3 protein-coding genes are annotated in these 3,738 nt (G+C 61.6%); all 3 read right to left on the reverse strand.

The genetic code is table 11. From position 1 onward, the window contains the following. Nucleotides 1–28 precede the first annotated feature (28 nt). Nucleotides 29–1,435, reverse strand: coding sequence for a ferredoxin reductase (locus ARGLB_RS08255; protein WP_003801058.1), 1,407 nt, complete (start codon nt 1,433–1,435; stop codon nt 29–31). Continuing rightward, on the reverse strand, nt 1,432–2,736 hold the full coding sequence (locus tag ARGLB_RS08260; RefSeq protein WP_003801060.1) for an aromatic ring-hydroxylating oxygenase subunit alpha: 1,305 nt from the start codon (nt 2,734–2,736) through the stop codon (nt 1,432–1,434). The genes ARGLB_RS08255 and ARGLB_RS08260 overlap by 4 nt, the downstream gene beginning before the upstream one ends. 698 nt (nt 2,737–3,434) lie before the next feature. Further along, on the reverse strand, nt 3,435–3,738 hold a 304-nt coding region (locus tag ARGLB_RS23220), incomplete at its 5' end, for a hypothetical protein (protein WP_217491538.1).

Consider the following 3,738-nt stretch of genomic DNA (forward strand, 5'->3'; position numbering starts at 1 on the left):
TCACCTTCGTTTTCTTAGTAGACACACCCTAGGCGTCGATCACCAAGTCGGTTCGCGCGGTGGAGCAGCACGGCAGGAACTTGCCTGCATCGATCTCCCGTTTCCGGATTCCGCCCTGGTGGTTCATCTCGATCTCGCCGGAAAGCTTGACGACCTTGCAGGAGCCGCACATGCCTTCCTTGCAGTTCGCGCCGATCCTGACGCCGGCACGCTGGGCCGCCCCGAGGATGTGTTCGTCGGGGTCGATCCGCACGTTGAGGCCGGTGCGGGTGAAGGAAAGGGTGAGGCTTCCTGTTCCGACGGTGTCGAAGCTTGAGGCGTCGGAGGTCCCGACGTCCGGCCCGACGTCCGGACTGCCGTCGGGGCGGGGGGCGTCCGGGTCGACGGTTTCCAGCGGCAGTCCCGTGGCCTTCAGGGTTCCATCGGCGTCGTAGCCAGGTTCGTAGAGCCCGAACGCGGTGGGCTGGCTTTCATAGAAGTCCTCGGCGGAATCGGCGATTTCCTCGGCGATTTCCTCTGCAATGTCCGCTGCAAGCGCGAGCTCTGCCTGGTATTCAAGGAGCGTTTGGCGGTCTCCCGTGAAGAATTCCATGTAGATGGAGGTGTCGTCGACGCCGACCTTCTTGAGGAGCTCGGTGGCGGTGTTCAGGTAGCCCTCGGGACCGCAGGCATAGACCTGGCGGCCGTTGGCATCGGGGGCAACCTCATCGAGCATGGCCGCCGTCAGCCTTCCGCTGAGCCATTCCCACCCTTCAGGCTTGCTCCGGTCACCCAGGGAGTAGAAGACCTTGACGCGCGGGTCCACGGAGGCGATGTAGGCCAGCTCCTGGTGGAAGGCATATCCTCCGGCCTCGGCTCCGTGGTAGAGCACCACGACATCGGCCTGTCCGGGCAGGGAGTGGATGGTCCGCACCATCGACATGATGGGGGTGATGCCTGCGCCGGCGGCCAGCAAGAGGTACCGTGCCCGGCGGTCCGCGTCGGGGAGGTGGAATGCCCCGACCGGTCCGAGCATCTCGAGGACGGTGCCGGGTTTGACGTTTTCGTGCACCCAGGGTGAGACGAGTCCGGTGGAGTCGCGTTTGACTGTGATGTTGAAGGTCCACGGCTGGGTGGGCGAACTGGACAGCGAGTAGCTGCGGTCCACCGGATCCTGGTCCTCGCCGTTCACGGGAAAGGCGACGTTCACGTACTGGCCCGCACGGAACGCCAGCGGCGCACCGTCGGAGCGACGGAACACGAAGGTCATCATGCCGCCTGCCTCGGGAACGGTCTCGACGCATTCGGCCATGAACTCCTGTGGATGCCAGGGGCCCAATGCGTGGGCGGCGCGGGCGGGTCCCTCGGTGCCGCCCATCACCCTGTTCCACGGCATCTCAAGACCGCGAATGCGCTGTGGCTCCTGGATTGCCGTGTCGTTGCGGAGTTCAATCATGCCAAGTGCTCCTGCACTCGCTGCACGTACCAGTTGATGAATGCCTCGACCTGGTATTCGCTCTTCATGTAGGGGCCGGGCTGGTAGGCGGGGCTGCCGGCGCCCTTCTGGCACAGCTCCACGAACTCCTTGTCCTGCAGATTGGTCTGCTTCCAGGTGTAGGTGAGTTTGTCCAGATCGTAGTCGACGCCTTCCTCGGCGTCGTCAGCTACCAGCCAGGTGGTGCGTACGAGGGTCTGGTGTTCGTTGATGGGAAAGACGCCGAAGGTGATGACGTGGTCCCCCAGGAAGTGGAACCAGCTGTTGGGCTGCAGGTGCATGGAGCAGCGGCCAAGGCGGAAGTCCCGCAAGTCACCGAGCAGTTTCTTGGAAAGCCTGCGTCCGTCGGGAGAGAACGATTCGCCTTCACCGTCGAGCGATTCCCGTGAGATCCGGATTCCCGCGATGCGCGTGTCAAGCTCCTCGACGACCTCGTAGGGAAGGCCATAGCGGCGGCAACGCTCCTCGAGCGAGGACTGTGCTTCCTTGTTGCGGTTCCACACGTCCTCGAGATGGGCCGGGATCAGGCCCTCGGTCAGGCCCCAGGTGGGGAAGAGGGAGCAGGCGAGCTCAGGGTGGCCGTCGCAGTGGTAGCACTCACGGTTATTCTCCATGACGAGCTTCCAGTTGCCCTCTTCGATGATGTTCTGCTGGTAGGCGATTTTCGTCTTCGCCAGATCGTGGGGCGCGAGGTAGGGCTCAAAGATCTTTGAGGTTTCGTCGAAGTCCGTCGGCGGCTCATTGGCAATGCAAACGAAGATGAGTCCGGCGACCTCGCGGCCGTGGGCGCGCTTGAGGCCGAAGCAACTCTTGTCGAACTTCGTTTCTCCGGGTGCCGAGGCGTGGATCAGGTCACCGCTGGGTGAGTAAGTCCAGGAGTGGTAGCCGCATACCAGGTTTCCGGTTGACCCTGCGGATTCAGTCAGGACGCGGGCGCCGCGGTGGCGGCATACGTTGTGCAGGACGTTCACGCCGCCGTCGTCGTTGCGCAGCACGATCAGGGAGTAGGGCCCGTAGTCGACCGTGACGTAGTCACCCGGCTCCGGCAGCTCAGCGGTGCTGGCGGCAAAGATCCAGTGCTGGCCAAAAATGGCCTCCATGTCGATTTTGAAAATCGACGGGTCCGTGTAGAAGGGGGCGTCGAGGGAATATCCCGTGCGCCGGGACGCAAACAACTCAGTGATCTCTGCCAGCTGCTCTGCAGGCAATGATGAAGCGAGTTTTCCGCGCGAATTGAGGGGCACGTTCACTGAAGTAGTCATGTGTTTCCTCCCGGTAGGGCTGAGTAGTGTGCAAATCGTGGAGATCACGGTTTAGTGGGGCAACCGGCGTTGTCGAGAATGTTGTAGTCATGCGATTAGAGGATCGAGGTGCAATAAAAGCGCACGATCTAGGGAAAAGCCATGGATAGCGGTAACGACTCCAATACTTCAGTCTTCCAAGTGCTTCCTACGCAACAGCAATCAGGATACGCAACAGGGTGACTCACGCCACGCCTGTTGTCAAGCTCCCAAGGATTGCGGCGCAACACGACAAGAACAGCGCAGGTTATCGAGGCTGCCAAGACCCATCCGGGACCTGTCGCACCAAGGTTTTCGGATGCAGAACGTCATCCATCAGAAACATGGGCGCAACCTGTGGCCTCTAACCTGCAATGTGGGGCGGTCAGCCCCTGCGGGAGGAATTCAAAGGAGGCCGCACGGCGGAAGTCGCCACGGACATCGCGCGGCACCTGAGGGGCATCCGGCGTACCTAAGACAAGAAGTTTGCAATGAACCTTCGGCCGCAGGTGCGGTGGGGCAGGAAGCCGCTCAACGCGCAGCAGCTCAGCCAGGGACGCCCGAGCCCATGCGACCTGCGTGCCTGTATTGGCGGGCCAGACGGGAGCTCGATTACGTAACCGACGTTGGGCCAACACTCGGTCTTGGCCGGAGTCCTGCCGGCCCTGATGGTCGACGGATTAGTCGAGAATGTAGATTTCGTAGGGGTCGGTCTTCATAATGAGCTGGCGGCCATGCACACCATCAAATTGAAGCCACATCATTGACGAGTCGCTGGATACCGCTTCCACCACTCCGTTTCGTAGTCGGTGGCCGTCACGACGCAGCTCGACTGTGCACCCGACTAGATTCTTCCATTCATCGCTCACTAACGTACGGCTCTCTTCCGTCTTCAATTCGCGTCTCCTTTTCTTGACGAAGGGGCCATCTGGCATTGGCCGCTTTCGGGGAGCCACTTTGGGGGAGCGGCGGTGCTTTGGCGAA

The organism is Arthrobacter globiformis NBRC 12137, assembly GCF_000238915.1.
GTDB lineage: Bacteria > Actinomycetota > Actinomycetes > Actinomycetales > Micrococcaceae > Arthrobacter > Arthrobacter globiformis.

Excerpts from the sequence above, each read along its gene's own strand:
- ARGLB_RS08255 (WP_003801058.1), bottom strand. The coding sequence starts at position 1,435 with ATGATTGAACTCCGCAACGACACGGCAATCCAGGAGCCACAGCGCATT.
- ARGLB_RS08260 (WP_003801060.1), bottom strand. The coding sequence starts at position 2,736 with ATGACTACTTCAGTGAACGTGCCCCTCAATTCGCGCGGAAAACTCGCT.